The following is a 17,111-nucleotide window of genomic DNA, read 5'->3' on the forward strand; positions in this document are numbered from 1 at the left end:
GCTAATGCTAGTCGCCTAAAGCGCTGAAGTCACCGCAACGCCTTGCCTTGCGTGGACGCAGAGGGTTAAATGCGCCGCCGCACCCCGATAAAACGTCAAGAAATAGCTGATTAAATCAAATTTTAAGCGATTTAATCATATATTCTGTAGCAGATACTTGTGGAAAAGCAAATGCTAGGTGTAAATGTTGTTATGAAAGTTGGCGATCGCGTCCGTGTTAAAGATTCGGTAGTAGTGTATCATCATCCTGAACATCGGAATCAGGCTTTTGACATCAAAGGCATAGAAGGTGATGTAATAGGTATTGCCAGCCAATGGCGAGACAGACCTGTAAGCGCTAATCTGCCGATTGTAGTCCAGTTTACTAAAAAGTTTAAAGCCCATTTACGTGAAAATGAGTTAGAAGTCATCTAAATCACTTATCGGCGGCGAAACCACTGAAAAATATTCAGTTCGCCGCGCATTCTTTTAAGCTCTTGACGGTTTTGCTCTGCTGTTGTGTAATACCATTCACAATAACGCTGAAACTCCGACCGTGAGCGAACTTCGTGGTAAAACTGATGGGTTGTTTGGTAAGATGCAAAAGCTTCCTCAACTTGTGGTTGAGGGGATGGAACAATATAAGGTAAGTTTTTAGACATAAAGCTAAGAGTCGGGAATAGAGAATAGGGAGTGGAGAGTTTTTAATTCAGGCAATTATCGTACTTTCTAATTAATAACTTATAACCCTTCTCTACGAGAGGCTGCGCCAACGGCATGGTTCGACTTTGCTCACCAGCAGCGGTAGTTGAACGCAGTCGAAACTCAGGGCATCGCTCATAACTCATAACTTTCTAAAAATTCTTAACTTGATTACAGCCAACCGCGTAAGCGATAAACAAAAGAACCAATATACTCTTTTAAAGCGATGGTAAATTGGTGCAAGTTGTCGGTATCAGGTAATAAATTTAGTATAGCGGCTTTGGGAGTGCTGCCGAGTTCTTGCAACTCACCTTCACTAACAAGAAAGTCAGTAGGTGCAGGAATGGCATTGATTCCTTGACGCTGGAAAATTTGAAGCGATCGCGGTATATGCATTGCCGAAGTTACTAATAATATTTGACGAATACCACGAGATGACAAAATTTTTCGGACATTTACAGCATTTTGATAAGTATTGAAAGAATCAGGTTCTTGGACAATCGCCTCAGATGGAATACCAATAGATGTGAGTATTGTTGCCATATCTGCCGACTCTGGTGAACCACTCCCACGCCAATCAATGCGACCACCGCTGAGAATGATTATAGGTGCTTTTTTTTGGCGATATAGTTGTGCAGCATAAATCACGCGATCGCCTGCTTCACTCAAATCGACAGTAGGTCTTGGGGGAAAAGCTGATTTAGTTGCGCCACCCAAAACCACAATCGCTTCTGCAACTGGCATTTGAGCGGGTGGAAGATTTTGCCATTCAAGCGATCGCACTAATGATTTAGCAATCCAAGCATTACTGCAAAATAGCAATAAAGTGAGGGCAAAAGCAATTGCGATCGCAGCAGTCCGTGGTCGTTTCCCCAAAGTTACTAATGCGACTACCAAGCTTACACAGGCTAATCCTAGTGGATAAAAAAATAGTGGTAGTAACTTGGATAGATATAAAAACATACTGGAGGTCGGGGACTTGTACTGAGCTTTGTCAAAGTATTCGAGATTTGAGATTGAGGATTTTGGCGCAGCCTCTCGTAGAGAAGTGTCCCCAATCCCTACTTTTCCCAAAACTTGAAATTGAAACTACTTCCAGCGCTGCGACGGTAACGGCGACCGGCTCTTCTTGTTTGACGTTTGTTAAACCTCTCATTTGTTAGTTCAACTCCGCCCTCTTCTGACTCTTCACCTTGCAACTGAGTTCTAGTTTCTTCCTTACTTCCCCACCAAGCAGTAATCCAGCCTCCAGCTAAAGCGCCTATTGCACCAAGCAAGATACTCATAGGTGCTGGATACCCCAAATATACAAAGCCCAGCATGAAAAATAACCAGTATTTCAATCCTGTATCCACACCATCAGAGGAGGCGACAGCTGGAGCCTGGGGACTATTATCGGTTATATTCGCGATCCAGCTTAAAATGAAACCGCCCATGATTCCTAAGAAGATGCTCAGGGCTGGTGCAGAGCCGGTCATTATTAATATAAATGTTAAAAATGCCCCAAATAACAGCTGAGAAAAGAAGCTGGGAGAAATACTGAAAAAGTCGTTCTTTTTGTCTGCCATAGAGTAAAAAAGCTCTTAACTAATTACTAATGACGCTCGCGGACTCGCTAACGCTACGCTAACGTAATTCGTATTTTCGATTCAATTACGAATTACGAATTACGAATTATGAATTATCTCAATTGTGCCTGTTATGCTTGAGTTGTATCGAAAATCTTTACGTAAGGTTGTTCTTCTTCAGTAAAAGGTTCAGCTTGTTCGATTTGTGAGGCCAATAAATCGGCGGTGGCATCAGCAATATCACCACTGCGATTGTTCAAACGCTCTTTTAGAACTTCAAGCGGTGCTGTGCATTGGATAATCTGAATAGGAAGTTGGTGCTTTGTAGCTTGGGCGATCGCTTCTTGCCGTAACTGCTGTCTATCATACTTGGCATCCAAAATCACCGAAAAACCTTGTCTAGCCAGTATAATTCCCAATTCCAAGAGCCGTGTGTAAGTTTTCTCGGTCATTTCCGATGTATACAAATCATCGCCACCCTTTTCGCACAAGGGAATTCCCCCTAAATGTTTCCGCACTGCATCAGAACGCAGGAGAATTGCTCCCTGTTGACGCGCTAAATTTCTTGCTGTGGTACTTTTACCAGAACCCGACAACCCCGACATCAAAATTAGTTGTCCCAGGTTCGGTTTAGTGTATTCCCAAGCCTGTTTGTAATAGTCAGCAGCAGTTTTTGTCGCTTCTTCTTTTACTGTCGCGGGTACACTCGGATCATCTAGCAAAAACGAAGTTACCTTTGCCCGGACATAAGCCTGACGACTTAAATACAATGGCAACACCTGTAAGCCTTCCCAGTCTCCAGTTTGCTCTATATAGGCATTTAAAAACGCATTACCCAAGTCTTTACGCTGCCGCGCTTCCAAATCCATCACCGTGAACGCCACATCGTACATCACATCGACAAAGCGAAACGGCTCATTAAACTCAATGCAATCGAACAGCAAAATTTTATCGTGCCACAGGGCAATATTTCTCAGGTGTAAATCCCCGTGACATTCACGAATATAATCGTTGTGAATTCTGCTAGCAAATAATTCTGGACGTTCGGCAAAAAATTTATCTGTATATTGCTTTGTTTCTGTAAACTGCGCCTGTGTCTGGGGGCCACCAATATACTTCTCAGTTTGTTGATAATTCTCATCAAAGGCAGCGCGAACATTTGGGACTTCACCAAAAGTACGAATATAATCATTCGTCTGTGCTTCGGCATGGTATTGAGCCACCACCCCTCCCAACTCCTCTAGGTGTGTCTCATTCAACTTGCCCTGTTCAAATAGTGTACTTAATAGCGACTCTTGCGGAAACTGACGCATCTTTAGCGCATATTCTACAGGCTCATCAGTTCCCCCTAACTGGTATTGCTCTCCTATTGAAGTTATGGGCAAAACTTCTAAATACAGTTCACCAGCACCCCGTTGATTTAACCGCAACTCTTCCTGAGAAAAATGTTGTCGCTTCTCTAAGGTGGAAAAGTCTAAAAAACCAAAATTCATCGGTTTTTTTAGTTTATAGGCGTAATCCCCAGTCAGCAACACATAAGAAATGTGGGTTTGAATGAGTTGAATAGGTTCTGTTACCGGATGGGGATAAAATCCAGGTTGCAACATTTGCTCAATAAAAGCTGGAAGAGTCGCTTCTGTCATCTCTGTCCTCTGCGCTCTCTGCGCCTCTGCGGTTCAAATACAAAAAAACCAGGAGTTTCCCCCTGGCATCATCAAAAATTATTACACAGTTTACCTAGCTTAAGAAACTGCTTCAGTTTCAGTTTCAGTCCCAGCATCTTCAGCGCTAATTTGTGGTGGCAAAACGCTCACAACAAGCCGCTCTGATTCAGCTAGAGGTGTTACACCTTCAGGAAAGGGTATATCACCAATACTCAAGCTGTCTCCAATTTGCATATTAGAGACATCGATTTCAATTACATCTGGGATGTTTTCTGGCGCACAAGTTACTTGCAATTCGGTGATTACGGTGTCTAACACACCACCTTCTTGTTTAACACCAACAGCAGTTCCCACAAAACGCAACCGCACTTCTACAGTTGTGTCGCCGTGGCCAGCAACCGCAAAAAAGCTGAGGTGGTAAGGCGTACCTTTTGCTGGATGGATCTGAAGTTCCCGCAGCAAGGTTTTGCCACGCCAAGGTGCATCAGCAATATTCAACTCAATCAAAGTATTGTTGACGGAAACTCTTTTGAGCAAGCGCTCAACAGTTTTAGCATCAATGGTCAAAGAAATGGACTCTGTACCTTTATGACCATACAAATTGGCAGGTATCAATCCAGAACGGCGCAAAGCTCTTGGCTTGCTGCCTTCTGCACGTTTTTGAGATTCGACTGTAATAGCCATAGAAGTTATCCTTTGTCATTTATCCTTTGTCTTTTGTCATTAATCATTAGTAAATGACTAATAACTAATTTACGCACTTAGCAAGGTTGCAGGTGTGCCATCAGGGTGCAATAAAGCGCGTTTGGGGCCGTGAATGGGGTCTTCTACGATTATGGTTTGATCGCGGCTGGCTCCTAGCGAGACGATCGCAATCGGGACTTCCATCAATCCGGCTAAGAATTTTACGTAGTCCAGTGCTTGCTGTGGCAAGTCTTCTAGAGTACGGCAATGAGTTGTTGACACTTTCCATCCTGGTAAGGTTTTGTAGATGGGGCGACATCTAGCAAATTTACGGGAACTGGTAGGGAAGTGTTCGCTGCGCTCGCCATCTATGTCATAAGCTACACAAACTTGGATTTCGTCTAATTCATCAAGAACATCCAGTTTGGTGAGTGCCATACAATCCATGCCATTAATCCGCACGGCATAGCGACCGATGACAGCATCAAACCAGCCACAGCGCCGTTTGCGTCCGGTGGTTGTGCCAAATTCGGCACCGCGATCGCACAATAGTTCTCCCAACTCTCCATCTAATTCCGTAGGAAATGGCCCCTCTCCCACGCGTGTTGTATAGGCTTTCGACACCCCAATTACTCGGTCAATCATTGTCGGCCCTATCCCTGTACCAACGCAAGCCCCCCCCGCTACAGGGTTAGAGGAGGTGACATAAGGATAAGTTCCATGATCTAAGTCTAAAAGCGTACCTTGTGCACCTTCAAACAAAATATTGCGCCGTCGCACAATCGCATCGGATATTTTTAACGATGTATCAACAACGTGAGGCCGCAAGCGTTCTGCATACCCCAAATACTGTTCAATCACCTCTTGTGGATCTAGAGGCGGCAAGTTGTAAAGCTTTTCTAAAATGACGTTTTTATAATTAATCGTCCACTCCAACTGCTCACGTAGCCCATCAGGATCCATCAAGTCTAAAACCCGAATCCCTGTACGTTCAGATTTGTCAGCATAAGTCGGCCCAATGCCCCGACCCGTTGTGCCGATCTTATGGCTTCCCCGTCGCTCTTCAGATGCCTGATCAATCAACCGATGATAAGGCATGGTTACGTGGGCTGTCTCAGATATCAGCAGGTGGTCAGTGGAAATATTTAATTCTTTTAGTTGGTCGAGTTCTGCGATCAAAATCTGTGGATCGATGACTGTTCCACAGCCGATAATGCAATCGGTATTTGGATACAAGATACCAGAGGGAATCAAGTGCAGTTTAAAGGTTTGACCTTTGACTACAATCGTGTGTCCAGCATTGACACCCCCTTGATAACGCACTACAACATCTGCTGAACGGCTGAGTAAGTCAGTTATTTTACCTTTTCCTTCATCGCCCCATTGGGCACCTATGACAATGACGTTAGCCAAGAGCTTAATTAAGAAGTAAAGTTTCCACAAACTACTATTGTTAGCATATTGAGTGATTCATGTCAAGCTAATTGTAGTAGGGGCGCACATCTATATCTATATATTGGGGGATGAGCAGGGCAAACGCCTGTTATAGCGGTTCTCGTTTACGTGAGGTACACCCGTAAGGGCACGGCACTGTCGTGCCCCTACACCTTGCAATATAATCTTGTACCGTATCTGAATGGGAACCGCTATATTTACTAATAAAAACTAAAAAGTATTCCCAAATTATCTAAATAAACCTTGTTCATTTTGAAACCTGGAGTTTTGAAGGAGAGTGTATTATTCGGTTGTGGCTTGAGTTCTGAGCTTTACTCTAATTCTAAAAAACTATGGTTTTCAAGGTAGACGCGGTTTAACTGTAAAAATTCATGGGGCCATAAACGACATAAATCGGAGATTTTCTTCAAATATATAACTCTTTATTAAAACTAAAATAAATCATTAATTGGGTATATAAAAGTAAATTTCTTTTGAATTCGCAGTTGCCCATGCACTCACCATTACAATTGCACTTTGGTCATTAATCATAACCAATGGTTAATATGTGTCGCATCTATTCAGATGGTGTTGCATTAACCTTGAGGTTTCATTTGCTAAGGGAGCATTTGATTACCTAATAAAAAAAATCTCCTGAGCGATCAGAGGCTAAAAAGCCAGAGAATAAGATTAAACCTATTAGTTGCAATGCTAGCGTTTGCCTCGTTGACAAAAATCTTTCAAAAGTTTGAATGCCTTTTAAAGAAGGATTGTGATAACCAACACAAATTAAAGCTTTAATAAAACTGAATTATTTTCATTATTGCCTTATGGTGGTTCACTAGCAGCAAGAGTAAGTGATGGAGAAGCCCATCCAAAATTTGACTTTTCCCACTAAGTTCAAATTAAAAACTTTTTTTGCGTAATGTCAGTAATCCGAGTACGCCAAGACCAATTAATGTCGATGGTTCGGGAACAGAAATTGTTTGTGCTGTCAAACTAGTTTCGTAAGAAAGTTTAGGGTTTGTAGCCGACTCAATCGTATAACTAGCTTCAACTTGTTTTAATCTTCCCTCACCGACGGGAATGGAGAAAATACCGTCTTGATCTCCGGTTATTTTTTACCTAAGTATTCTACTGTAACATCTGGAATTTGTTTTCCTTCGTAAAGAACTTAAACCTTTAAGTTATCTCCTGCTTTGACTGCAAGAGGATTCTGTAAGGATACTATTTCTAATGGTAAATTGAATGGTTTAGCCAGAGTTTCAGACCAATCATAATGAGCTTTTGTATATTTCAGGTAATGACCTACGTCTTGGTATTGGTTAATTTACTGCTCGGAAATACTGCGAGATTCATTGTCGGATATCCTAGCATAATAGCCATTATCAAGAAATCCAGTTAAGGCTGCAATTTCACTATTAGGAGTGAGAGATAATTTATCTTCTATCTGGTTAATATTAAATGGAACTTATTGCCTGATTGCATTATAAGCAGTAACTTGCTTAAATTTAGATGTTTGGTAAGGTTCTGGGTCATCTTCTGGATGACCAAATAAGAGATTATATTCTCCGCTTTTGTAGTCAAACCAGATAACGTGTGTTGAAACGGCTGACTAATTTAAGGTAAAACTACCACTGCTAATAGAAATTGTTTCCAAATTTTAGTAAACATCTAAAATTATCCTAAATCAGGTGATAAGTAATTAAAAACATAATATTTAATGTATAACAATCCCCCTACCAGGGATTTTTATTCAAAATAATCATAAATAATAAATATTATTTTTATTATTTGTTTAAAAAATATTTATTGTTAACAGTGATACAATATTTTTTTACAATAAATAGCCTTGTTGCACGAACAGAAAAAGTGCTAATCTATTCTATCGTGAATAACTCGGCTGCAAAACCGGGAGATAGTGAGCCGATAATTGACCCACCTTTGCCTGTTTGACTGGGGAATTAGTACCAATCAGGAAATCCCTGTAATTTTGCGGTTAATTAAAATTCTCAACAAAATATCTTGCATTGCAGCGTATCTACAAATATTATGGATAGGCAAATTATCTGATCCGAGCTGCATTGGTAACACTACGGCTAAAAATGAATTTATATTAAAAATTAGCGGATTTATTTTTAACTATTATGTATAAACTATCATTACCAAAAATCCCGTTATTTACAACTTTAATAGATTGTATTTTGTTACCCGTGCCATCAAAAATCTTAAAATATTCTCAGTATTTATTTTTAATCTTTAATCTTAACTGATGGAGGGCATCTGCGGCAGGAAGGGCGATCGCATGAGCAAAAAATGGTATCGAGTTCAAAAGCTGAAAGCAATATTCATCCTAGTTTTGGCAATTATATTTACTAATGCTGTAGTTTCATATAGCAACACTGTTAAGCTGATTCACAATCAGCAATGGGTAACAGACTCATATAAAGTGATTACTCAACTCGAAAGTATTAAATCTGCACTCAAAGATACTGAGACTGCACAACGCAATTACCTAATTACAGCAGATGCAGATGATTTACAAACCTATATTGCAGCTGATCAACAAACTAATAGCAATATTCAGATTTTTAGCAAATTAACTGCTAAGAACCATCAAAAGCAGCAGTGGATTTCGTTGTTGAAGCCGAAAATTACCAATAGACTCAACATTTTGCAACAAGAAATTTACCTTAGACAAAACCAGGGGTTAGAAGTAGTTCAGCAGCTAATCTTATCTTATAAAGATAAGCAAGTCGGCAAAGAAATTCAACAGTTGATTGACGACTCTTTAAAAGCAGAGCAAAACTTATTACAGCAGGGAATGCAGCAGTCACAAGCTAGTTCCCAAAAGGCGATAGTTACGTTTTTTATCGCTGCTATTGTGGATTTAGTGCTGGTGGCACTGCTGTATGATTTGTTGTGGCGTTATATCAGGCAACTTCAGCAGACGGAATTGGCCCTACGCCAAAGCGAAAACCGTTTACGAGCCATGATAGATGCAGAACCAGAATGCATCCAGTTAATTGCCGGGGATGGCACCCTTTTAGAAATTAATGCAGAAGGGCTGGCAATGATGGAAGTGGAAACTGCTGATGTATTAATTGGTTTACCAATTAATGCCGTAATTGTACCAGAGTATAGAGCAGCCTTTGCCGACTTGCATAAAAGTGTCTGCCAAGGTAATAAGGGGAATTTGGAGTTTGAAATCGTTGCATTCAAAGGCACGCGCCGCTACATGGAAACTCATGCCGTACCATTGCGTAACGAATCCGATGGTACGTTTATTCATTTGGCACTGATGCGAGATATAACCCAGCAAAAACAAGCAGAACAGAAAATCCGTGAACAAGGGTTGCTGCTGGATGTATCAAGTGATGCGATTTTGGTGCGAAATATCCACAACCAAATCTTGTTTTGGAATCAAGGTGCTGAACGTCTATACGGTTGGGAAACTGGGGAAGTTGTGGGTAAAAATGTTTTGCAACTTTTGTATAAAGACATTTCACCACAGCTAGAAGATGCTTGCTTGACGGTAATGAATACGGGTGAGTGGCGGGGTGAGTTGCATCAACTGACAAGGGAAGGCAAAGTAATTATTGTTGAAAGTCGGTGGATACTGATCCGAGATGATAATGGACAACCCAAATCCATTTTGAGTGTGAATACCGAGATTACGCAGCAGAAACAACTGGAAGCTCAACTTCTGCGATCGCAACGTTTAGAGAGTATCGGTACGTTAGCTGGCGGTATCGTCCATGACCTGAACAATATACTATCCCCAATTTTAATGTCAGTTCAACTGTTGCAGAAGAAATTGCCCGATTCGCAGAGTCAGCAAATACTACAAACTTTAGAAAATAATGTTAAACGTGGCGCTAATCTGCTCAAACAAGTGTTATCTTTTGCACGGGGCACGGCAGGAAAACAGACAATTGTCCAAATTCAGCCGTTGATGGCAGAAATTGAGCAAATTATCGATCAAACATTCCCCAAATCCATCATCTGCCAAACAGACATTCCCAAAAATCTGTGGTGTGTGCGTGGAGACGCAACGCAATTACATCAGGTGCTGATAAATTTAGTAGTTAATGCCCGTGATGCCATGCCCAATGGTGGTATTTTAAGAATTGTGGCGGAAAATCTGGTGGTTAGTGAACATTCTGCCCAGATAAATATTGATGCTGAACTGGGTTCTTATATTGCGATCGTGGTGACGGATACTGGTATGGGGATGTCGTCGGAAGTCCAGCAACGAATTTTTGAGCCATTTTTTACTACCAAAGAGGTAGGCAAAGGTACAGGTTTAGGACTTTCTACAGCATTGGGTATTATTAAGAATCACGGTGGTTTTGTCAATGTTTACAGTCAGGTAGGCAGAGGGACTCAATTTACAGTGTACTTGCCTGCTTCAACATCGAGAGAAGTGCATTCGCTGTCTCCAGAACTAGAATCAGTTACAGGAGATGGCTAATTGATTTTGCTGCACAATTAAAAGCTGTTAAGTAAATTGGCGTAAATAAATATAATATATCCCGTCATTGCGAGTGAAACGAAGCAATCGCAAAGTCTCTGGGATTGCTTCTCTTCGAGACGCTCCGCAAACACTCGCAATAACATCTTAATATTTAATCATGTTTTATTTGAGCTAACCGCAAGTGGGTTTAAATGTGAAAAAAATAAGATTACTGGCTTTAATATTAATTAGTTTTGCAATGGTGTTGTGGTTTAATTTCCGTTCTTCAACACCTTTAATACCCACTATTGCATCTTCACCACCAAAAACTATTCGCTACTTCGAGCGCACTTTACCCCAAAGCATCGCTCATATCGTGTTAATTCCAGCTAATAGCAGATTTTTGGTAACTCCTGCACTATCACAGAAGGTAGGCACCGTAGAGGAATTTGCCCAAAAGCATCGAGCCGTAGCTATCTTGAATGCAGGCTTTTTTGACCCAGCCAACCAAAAGACTACATCTTATGTTGTCATACAAGGGAAGTTGGTCGCTGATCCCAAGGAAAATGAGCGACTGGTGAACAATCCCAACTTAAAACCTTATCTGGGTAAAATATTCAATCGCGCAGAATTCCGCCGCTACTTGTGTGGGCAAACTATCCGCTATTCTATTGCGCTACATAGTCAATCACCACCAGTAGGTTGTCGGTTAGTCGATGCTATAGGTGCAGGCCCAAGCCTTTTACCAGAAATCACTTTAGCAAAAGAGGGCTTTGTCGATAATGCTAATAAACGAGATGCACTTGGCAGCAACCAACCCAATGCCAGAACTGCCGTGGGTATTACCCGTGATGGCAGCGTTGTTTTAGTTATGGTGGCTCAAAAACCCTCGGCTCCCGCTAACTCTGGGGTGTCGTTGCCAGCATTAGCTGATTTTATGAAAACTCTTGGTGCTAATCAAGCGATGAATCTGGATGGGGGGAGTTCGTCTTCGCTTTATTACAATGGCAAAACTTTTTACGGGAAGGTTGATTTGGAAGGAAATTCTATCAAGCGTCCGGTGAAGTCGGTTTTGCTGGTTCAGGAAAATTAGGGGCTATAGGAAGTAAATCTTAGTTCTTAGTTGAGCTATACCTACCCACTGGTAGATTTTTGCCATAGAATCAATCTCCGAAGCCAAATTGAGTCAAAATGATAATAGGCAATGATTGAAGGTGCTATCATGCTTCGTTTAACTCAAATTATTCGGAACTTGTTCCTTCGTTTTGAAGGCTTTTTTGGTGTTTTATTCCAAAGTTTTTCTAATTTTTTCAGAAATTTATTTGGTTTTTTTGCCAACCTTTTCGGATTAACTAGTTCTGGTTATTTCTTGGAATCTGATGATGCACAAGGTACAAAGCAAGCTTCTGCTAAACAGCTAATTGAACAGAATCAGGATAACACTCCTAAAATTCCCACCACTAATAGCCGTCGTCCTAATGCCAAACTTGACGATTACTACCTCAACATGGCTCGTAATGTGAAAAAGAACTAACAAAAGCTATCAACTTGAGGGTGAGTTGAGTAATAAGCGGTTCCACCTTTAACTTCCATAATAGACATCTGGTGAAATTAAATATACATTATCCATAAGCTTTGTAGAGACGTAGCAGTGCTACGTCTCTACATTCATTTTTACCAGATGTCTAATTAGTGCAAATGAAGATATTCACCCCACAAGACTTTGATTAAATTTAGATATCCAGAATATATGTGGAATAGCTTACTACAACCACTTTGTATTTTCTGGAAAATTATCCAGCCACAATTAACGGATTTGTCTGTGCATAGGCGTAGCCTGCCACAGGCATCGCACCTTTAATAATAACTATATCCAGTTTGAGGCTAGACAATAGCTAGAGATATTTTTGAGATTGAATGTTTACTTGATTTTTAACTTACCAAATCAACTAATGCGTTGCTCTGAAAGCGGACTATAGATGAAACTGAGCAACCGCGATAATTCTCAGAGGTAAATACTGATAGTGTGATATTAGCTTGACCGGGATCTAAAATGCGTTTTACCTTGCAGGTTTGCATTTTGTTGTTGCAGTAAGCAATAATGCGATCGCCAGCCTTGACTTCCAACGCTTGAATTTTCAATTAATACCAACCTTGCCAGGAGTTTGCTTCGTTAAAGGAAAAATATATTCCTATATTTCACTTCTTCAACAATAGCAATGTTTATTTAAGTATAACACAAAAATTAAAGTCTTTAATCCTATCAATTTAATCTTGATAATGTCAAGTTTATTTATGCTCAAAAGACTATATAAATGCTGGATTTTCCGAAAATAAGGATAAAATCGCTACCTTATCGCAGGCTGTAGACGGAAAGCCCCATTTGAACAATTCAGATGGTGAGAAACCTCCGCTCCAATTTCTTTCGAGCTAAATTTTTTCGAGTGCAAATTTTTTCTCTCTATGTTTTTGTTACAATCGATGAAATTTTTACATAAAAATACCACTATGGCTTTATATGCTGAATTACATAGACATCTGGGCGGCTCGGTCGTACCAAGAGTTTTATGGCGATATTTTGAGCGACATTCTTCGGAGTTGATTTCCCGCTTTACTGACTATTCACAATTTGAAGATTTTTACACCCGTCCACGCAACACCTTAGATGAGTATCTAGAGTTACACACCTTGGTAGAAAGTGTGCAAACTGTGGAGACTTTGCCTTACTTCATCTATCGCTTGGTGCGGGGTGCTTATATATTTGAAAATTTGGCTTATCTGGAACTGCGCTACACTCCCTATTTGCGGACACCTGAGCATCTGAGTCAAGCGGAAAGAATTGACAAGATGGCAGAAATTGTGCAAGTAGTAGGACTTGCCAGCCACCAGCCAGAATATCCAATTGTTACTAGCCAAATTCTCTGTATGCACACGCGCCTACCTTATGAGGTGAACAAGGCGATTGTTGATTTAGCGGCACAAAATAAACAGTATGTCTGTGCAGTAGATGTAGCAGGGGGTGATAGCTATTATGCTGATCGCTTAGAAGAATGGATTAGTCTATATGATTATGCGCGATCGCTGGGCGTTAACACTACCGGACATCTATATGAAACCACCGCTGGCTGTTACCCCGAACTATTACCCTATCTCATGCGAATCGGCCACGGCATCCAAATTCCCCTACTATATCCAGAGTTACTTAATGATGTAGCTCGACGCGGACAATGTTTAGAGGTTTGCCCGACAACTTACCTGCAAACTGGTACTTTGCAGGATATCCGTCAACTCAAATTAGTTTTTGACCGTTGTTTTAATGCTGGGGTCGATATCGCTATCTGTACTGATAATGCTGGATTGCACAATGTACGTCTACCGTTTGAGTATGAAAATCTCTTGACTTACAACATTATTAGTTTTGAACAACTACAAGCTTGTCAGGATGCAGCTTTCCGCCATGCTTTTGCTTGGCCTTACAGCCAACGTCCCGCATCCCTGTTGAACGGTTTACTCAAACCTGAACCACCTAAAGTTTTGGCAACAAGGGATAGTAATTAACGACCAGCTAGAGGTCAATACTTTTCGGGTTTTGGGGAAAAGGGGAAAGGGAAAGGATTTGAATTTACCTTTCCCCCTTTGCCTTGTAAAACCTGGTTGACCCCATTGCAAACGGGTCTTTAAATCATGGACATCAGCAACTAAACTATTACTCATAAGCTTTTCGTGGTTATCGTCTCATAAGCAATTTACCAAAAATCGCCTTTCAATTGAGTTTTATTGACAATTAATCAAAATTTCTCGTTAATTCGCTTTCTTATCTCCCCAGCTAAGGGTAAGCTAAAGCTACATCTTCCCCAGTCTTTTTATTATTTAAAAGACCCTTTGACAAGCTCAGGGCAATACGCTGCGCGTAGCTTGCTTCACTGTAAAGGGTATAATTTTTAATTGATTTCTTCCTCTGCCCCAGAAGCTATAAACTATAATTTATGGCATCTACTATTCAAGCTCTACCAACAGAAGTCGTATATCTTATTACAGCTGGTGAGGTAATTGACTCTTTAGCCTCTGTGGTGCGGGAATTGGTAGAAAATTCCCTAGACGCAGGTGCAACGCGAATTGTGGTTTCTCTATGGCCGCAGCAATGGCGAATTCGTGTGGCAGATAATGGTTGTGGAATGAACCTGGATGATTTGCAGCAAGCAGCCACAGCCCACAGCACTAGTAAAATTCGCTCTAGTGCCGATTTATGGAAAATTAACAGCTTGGGGTTTCGTGGTGAAGCGTTGCATAGTTTGACGACTCTGGCAGATTTAGAAATTTTGAGTCGTCCTGTGGGTGGAAAATTAGGATGGCGGATTAGCTATGGCGATGGTGGGAAAGTTGTGCAACTTGAAGTAACTGCGATCGCACCTGGTACAGTAGTGACAGTTTCTCATCTTTTCGGTAATTGCTCATCTCGTCGTCAAGGATTGCCCACAGCAGCACAGCAAATGAAAGCCGTGCAAGCCACAATTCACCAAATTGCCCTGTGTCATCCCCACGTCACCTGGCAAGTTTGCCAAAATGACCGTCAATGGTTCACCATTTCTCCCGCCGCGACAACTGGACAATTAATACCGCAGATTTTAACGCAAGTACGACAAGGTGACTTGCAAGAAGTGAAACTCGAAATACCCAACCCTCCCTACCAATCCCCAGTAGAGACAGAATTAATCGTATCTCTTCCCAGTACAGACACGATTAATCGCGTCTCTCTTCACTCCTCACTAAATTTAGTGGTAGGATTACCCGATCGCTGTCATCGTCATCGTCCAGATTGGGTGCGTGTAGCCATCAACGGACGGATGGTTAAGACACCGGAATTAGAGCAAACGATATTATCAGCATTTCATAGAACATTACCACGCGATCGCTATCCAATTTGTTTCCTACATCTTGCCATTTCCCCCGAGCAAATTAATTGGAATCGCAATCCAGCAAAAACAGAAATTTACCTCAACGAAATCATTTATTGGCAAGAGCAAATTACCCAAGCAATTAACCAAGCACTCAGCATCTCTTCTAACAATCTCAAAGAAGCTGTCCACACAACACGAGTTAGTAAATTACTCAAAGTTGCAGAAGCAAAAGGCGGCTACAATTTCAATCCTCAAAATCCCAATGAAAATCACAAAACTCCTAACACCTTGAAAGCTGTTGCTCAAGTTAGCAACACTTATATTGTGGCGGAACATTCTGGAGGAATGTGGTTAGTAGAACAGCACATTGCCCATGAGCGAGTTTTGTATGAGCAATTGTGTGATGATTGGCAACTTGTTCCCGTCGAACCGCCAATTATTCTTTATCAATTATCGCCAGCGCAAGTATCGCAATTGCAACGCATCGGTTTAGAAATAGACCCCTTTGGCGAACAACTTTGGGCAGTGCGAAACATACCCGCACCTTTGCAACAGCGAGACGACTGTGCAGAAGCAATTTTAGAACTTAGTTGGGGAGGCGATTTACAAACAGCCCAAGTAGCCGTCGCCTGTCGCAGTGCCATTCGTAATGGTACACCTATGAATCAACAAGAAATGCAAACACTTTTAGATAATTGGCAACGCACTCGCAACCCTCGCACTTGTCCCCACGGGCGCCCAATTTATTTATCTTTAGAAGAATCAGCTTTAGCTCGGTTTTTCCGGCGTAATTGGGTAATTGGTAAAAGTCATGGAATTTGATGGAAGTCGGCGGGAAACTCTATCCCGCAAGTGGCGTTTTACTAGATTGTCTTAAAAGGCTGTCTTGCCAAGATTTTGCCTCGGACTCATTTGTTGGAACGTTATGAGTAGCAACGACAATAGTTTCTAACCATTTGGCATCGGTTAAATCTCGACCTTTGGGAATTCTTGCCTCTAGCTGTTCTCTGAGGCGTTCAATCTGTATTTCAAGTTTACGGCGGCGTTGAGTAAATTTTTTAGCGTCTTCCTCTTTATCCTTGATTTTGCAACCATTTTTGAGCAAATAGCTGATCGCACAACGAGTCAAGTTATCTTCTGTCTTGGGATAGGACTAAAATAAGTTCTTTGATAAACTCTTGCTATCTAAATTTTGAGGTTTTTTGGGCTTTTTAGCTTTTTTTACATTCGTTGATTGAGTTTCAGCAGTACTAAGGGGAGCAAATTCAGCCAAAACTTTAGCAGCTTTAGTACGAAGACTATCTAAGCTGACACCACTATTTTCGACCAATTCAACATCACTGTTAAGCATTTCCAACCAGCGAATTTTGCCTTCTAGTTGGAACTGCGATCGCTTCATCAACGCAAACCAAGATTTGTAGATGTAGTTCACCAATGCGATCGCACTCGTGTAAAACCGTGCAGGCTGACCAGAGCCGGAGTTATTTATTTCAGGTAAAGGTAAGCGGTTTATGTTGTTGTCCAAAGCACAGGAGCGTTCGCTTGAGCTTGTGGAGTTTGACAGAAAAAAGGCGATCGCATCTCTAGAACAAGGTCAACCTGTGATTCCTGTGTGGTTAGATATCATTTATCAACAATTAGCCGAGAAACTGGGAAAATAGGGATTCTGTTTCATAAGATAGAAGCGATGTCTTCTCTACGAGAGGCTTTGCCAACGACGAGCTTC

17 protein-coding genes are annotated in these 17,111 nt (G+C 41.3%); 7 read left to right on the top strand and 10 right to left on the bottom strand.

The genetic code is table 11. The features are described from left to right. Positions 1–192: 192 nt before the first annotated feature. Positions 193–414 carry a ferredoxin-thioredoxin reductase variable chain gene (locus tag H6G97_RS21160; protein WP_190942674.1) on the top strand — a complete coding sequence of 74 codons (222 nt, stop codon included), beginning with the start codon at positions 193–195 and terminating at the stop codon, positions 412–414. A 5-nt stretch (positions 415–419) separates the two neighbouring features. On the opposite strand, the gene H6G97_RS21165 is transcribed toward H6G97_RS21160, so the two are convergent. From H6G97_RS21165 to H6G97_RS56005, 7 genes are all read right to left on the bottom strand, one after another. Further along, a complete protein-coding gene (locus H6G97_RS21165) occupies positions 420–641 on the bottom strand; it encodes a hypothetical protein (RefSeq protein ID WP_190942653.1) in 222 nt (73 codons plus the stop codon). A 211-nt stretch (positions 642–852) separates the two neighbouring features. Beyond that, positions 853–1,644 (bottom strand): YdcF family protein, encoded by a 792-nt coding sequence (locus H6G97_RS21170; RefSeq protein ID WP_190942654.1) that lies wholly within the window; start codon positions 1,642–1,644, stop codon positions 853–855. 98 nt (positions 1,645–1,742) lie between these two features. Beyond that, on the bottom strand, positions 1,743–2,249 hold the full coding sequence (locus H6G97_RS21175; protein ID WP_190942655.1) for a hypothetical protein: 507 nt from the start codon (positions 2,247–2,249) through the stop codon (positions 1,743–1,745). Between the two features lie 131 nt (positions 2,250–2,380). Further along, positions 2,381–3,892 carry a bifunctional aminoglycoside phosphotransferase/ATP-binding protein gene (locus H6G97_RS21180; protein WP_190942656.1) on the bottom strand — a complete coding sequence of 504 codons (1,512 nt, stop codon included), beginning with the start codon at positions 3,890–3,892 and terminating at the stop codon, positions 2,381–2,383. Between the two features lie 99 nt (positions 3,893–3,991). Further along, on the bottom strand, positions 3,992–4,597 hold the full coding sequence (locus H6G97_RS21185) for a 50S ribosomal protein L25/general stress protein Ctc (protein ID WP_190942657.1): 606 nt from the start codon (positions 4,595–4,597) through the stop codon (positions 3,992–3,994). 69 nt (positions 4,598–4,666) lie between these two features. Next, positions 4,667–6,010, bottom strand: coding sequence for an adenylosuccinate synthase (locus tag H6G97_RS21190; protein ID WP_190942675.1), 1,344 nt, complete (start codon positions 6,008–6,010; stop codon positions 4,667–4,669). A gap of 926 nt (positions 6,011–6,936) precedes the next feature. Further along, on the bottom strand, positions 6,937–7,029 hold the full coding sequence (locus tag H6G97_RS56005) for a PEP-CTERM sorting domain-containing protein (protein ID WP_199349517.1): 93 nt from the start codon (positions 7,027–7,029) through the stop codon (positions 6,937–6,939). Positions 7,030–8,336: 1,307 nt separating this feature from the next. Here H6G97_RS56005 and H6G97_RS21200 point away from each other — a divergent pair. From H6G97_RS21200 to H6G97_RS21210, 3 genes are all read left to right on the top strand, one after another. Continuing rightward, entirely contained in the window at positions 8,337–10,505 is a 2,169-nt protein-coding gene (locus tag H6G97_RS21200; RefSeq protein WP_190942658.1) for a PAS domain S-box protein, read from the top strand. 196 nt (positions 10,506–10,701) lie between these two features. After that, on the top strand, positions 10,702–11,580 hold the full coding sequence (locus H6G97_RS21205) for a phosphodiester glycosidase family protein (protein ID WP_338421804.1): 879 nt from the start codon (positions 10,702–10,704) through the stop codon (positions 11,578–11,580). 129 nt (positions 11,581–11,709) lie between these two features. Next, a complete protein-coding gene (locus tag H6G97_RS21210; protein WP_190942659.1) occupies positions 11,710–12,021 on the top strand; it encodes a threonine dehydratase in 312 nt (103 codons plus the stop codon). Between the two features lie 398 nt (positions 12,022–12,419). Here the strand turns inward: H6G97_RS21210 and H6G97_RS21215 are convergent, their stop codons facing one another. Then, the gene (locus tag H6G97_RS21215) at positions 12,420–12,629 is read right to left on the bottom strand and encodes a hypothetical protein (protein WP_094352741.1); all 210 of its coding nucleotides are present in this window, start codon (positions 12,627–12,629) and stop codon (positions 12,420–12,422) included. 366 nt (positions 12,630–12,995) lie between these two features. On the opposite strand from H6G97_RS21215, the gene H6G97_RS21220 reads away from it, so the two are divergent. Together H6G97_RS21220 and mutL are read left to right on the top strand one after the other, a co-directional pair. Further along, on the top strand, positions 12,996–14,045 hold the full coding sequence (locus tag H6G97_RS21220) for an adenosine deaminase (protein WP_190942660.1): 1,050 nt from the start codon (positions 12,996–12,998) through the stop codon (positions 14,043–14,045). 428 nt (positions 14,046–14,473) lie between these two features. Next, positions 14,474–16,207: a DNA mismatch repair endonuclease MutL gene (gene mutL / locus H6G97_RS21225; RefSeq protein WP_190942661.1), complete on the top strand. Its 1,734-nt coding sequence runs from the start codon at positions 14,474–14,476 to the stop codon at positions 16,205–16,207. A 19-nt stretch (positions 16,208–16,226) separates the two neighbouring features. Here the strand turns inward: mutL and H6G97_RS21230 are convergent, their stop codons facing one another. Then, positions 16,227–16,514, bottom strand: coding sequence for a hypothetical protein (locus H6G97_RS21230; protein WP_190942662.1), 288 nt, complete (start codon positions 16,512–16,514; stop codon positions 16,227–16,229). 24 nt (positions 16,515–16,538) lie between these two features. Continuing rightward, the gene (locus tag H6G97_RS21235) at positions 16,539–16,910 is read right to left on the bottom strand and encodes a hypothetical protein (RefSeq protein WP_190942663.1); all 372 of its coding nucleotides are present in this window, start codon (positions 16,908–16,910) and stop codon (positions 16,539–16,541) included. Between H6G97_RS21235 and H6G97_RS21240 the strand changes: the two genes are divergently transcribed. Beyond that, positions 16,897–17,046 (top strand): hypothetical protein, encoded by a 150-nt coding sequence (locus H6G97_RS21240; RefSeq protein ID WP_242055045.1) that lies wholly within the window; start codon positions 16,897–16,899, stop codon positions 17,044–17,046. The genes H6G97_RS21235 and H6G97_RS21240 overlap by 14 nt on opposite strands. Positions 17,047–17,111 lie beyond the last annotated feature (65 nt).

This window comes from Nostoc flagelliforme FACHB-838 (genome assembly GCF_014698065.1).
Lineage (GTDB): Bacteria > Cyanobacteriota > Cyanobacteriia > Cyanobacteriales > Nostocaceae > Nostoc > Nostoc flagelliforme_B.

Excerpts from the sequence above, each read along its gene's own strand:
- H6G97_RS21160 (WP_190942674.1), top strand. The coding sequence starts at position 193 with ATGAAAGTTGGCGATCGCGTCCGTGTTAAAGATTCGGTAGTAGTGTAT.
- H6G97_RS21165 (WP_190942653.1), bottom strand. The coding sequence starts at position 641 with ATGTCTAAAAACTTACCTTATATTGTTCCATCCCCTCAACCACAAGTT.
- H6G97_RS21170 (WP_190942654.1), bottom strand. The coding sequence starts at position 1,644 with ATGTTTTTATATCTATCCAAGTTACTACCACTATTTTTTTATCCACTA.
- H6G97_RS21175 (WP_190942655.1), bottom strand. The coding sequence starts at position 2,249 with ATGGCAGACAAAAAGAACGACTTTTTCAGTATTTCTCCCAGCTTCTTT.
- H6G97_RS21180 (WP_190942656.1), bottom strand. The coding sequence starts at position 3,892 with ATGACAGAAGCGACTCTTCCAGCTTTTATTGAGCAAATGTTGCAACCT.
- H6G97_RS21185 (WP_190942657.1), bottom strand. The coding sequence starts at position 4,597 with ATGGCTATTACAGTCGAATCTCAAAAACGTGCAGAAGGCAGCAAGCCA.
- H6G97_RS21200 (WP_190942658.1), top strand. The coding sequence starts at position 8,337 with ATGAGCAAAAAATGGTATCGAGTTCAAAAGCTGAAAGCAATATTCATC.
- H6G97_RS21210 (WP_190942659.1), top strand. The coding sequence starts at position 11,710 with ATGCTTCGTTTAACTCAAATTATTCGGAACTTGTTCCTTCGTTTTGAA.
- H6G97_RS21220 (WP_190942660.1), top strand. The coding sequence starts at position 12,996 with ATGGCTTTATATGCTGAATTACATAGACATCTGGGCGGCTCGGTCGTA.
- mutL (WP_190942661.1), top strand. The coding sequence starts at position 14,474 with ATGGCATCTACTATTCAAGCTCTACCAACAGAAGTCGTATATCTTATT.
- H6G97_RS21240 (WP_242055045.1), top strand. The coding sequence starts at position 16,897 with ATGTTGTTGTCCAAAGCACAGGAGCGTTCGCTTGAGCTTGTGGAGTTT.